Genomic DNA, 783 nt, shown 5'->3' on the forward strand with positions numbered 1-783 from the left:
AACCGCCGCGAGGCCCGCCACGGCATCCGAGATGTCTCCAATATCATCGTCGAATGACGCCCCGCGGTTGCTTGCGCCCTGCTCGCGGTCCGCCAGATTTCCCAGATACGCCGTCGCGCGCTCGCCCTGGTAGGCCGTGCGGGCGTCCGCGCCGCGCAAGACACCCATCTTCCTCAAGCCGTCGAAGATGGCGCCCTTGATGCGGTAGTGGGCAAAGGTGAGGAAGTTGGCACCCACCTTGGGGTCGAAGCGCTCCGCGGCTTCCAGGAGGCCGATCTGCCCATAGGCCAGCAGTTCATCCAGCTCCAGCTGGGCATTGAACTGCTTGCGCACGGTGGCCGCGAGCGACCGCACGTACGGGCCGTACTTCTCCAGGATGACCTTCCTGTCTTCACCCAGAGGCAAGCGGCGCGCTCACTCGGCCTTGGACCACAGCCGCTCGAGAACCTGGTTCAGCCGGGGATCATCCTGCAGCGCCCCGGCGATGCGGCCCGTGAGGGCAGCGGACTTCATGTTCAACTTCTCCTGAAGCACCTCGGAGACGAGCGCCTTCGTCGCCTCTTCCTTGCTCTTGAAGCCCCCGTTCTTCAGCCGCTTGGCGATGGCGAGCGCCTGCGCCGCGATCGGATCCGTGGCCTGGGGGCCCTGAACGTTGCTGGAGCCTACCAGACCCGAGGGCCCGACGAGCGATTCCGTGCGATCCACCTTGCCGCCAAAGGACGCGCCAGAGGCACCCGACGGACCGGACGCCCCCTTCACGCCGCCCGCGCGGCCCTTCCCACC

General features: G+C 67.2%; 2 protein-coding genes. Both read right to left on the bottom strand.

The genetic code is table 11. From position 1 onward, the window contains the following. Positions 1-405: sigma-70 family RNA polymerase sigma factor (locus tag D7W79_RS42425; RefSeq protein WP_276375676.1), on the bottom strand; the 405-nt coding region annotated here is incomplete at its 3' end. Between the two features lie 9 nt (positions 406-414). Beyond that, positions 415-783: hypothetical protein (locus tag D7W79_RS42430; RefSeq protein ID WP_244222291.1), on the bottom strand; the 369-nt coding region annotated here is incomplete at its 5' end.

This window comes from Corallococcus exercitus (genome assembly GCF_003611585.1).
In the GTDB taxonomy this organism is placed as follows: domain Bacteria; phylum Myxococcota; class Myxococcia; order Myxococcales; family Myxococcaceae; genus Corallococcus; species Corallococcus exercitus.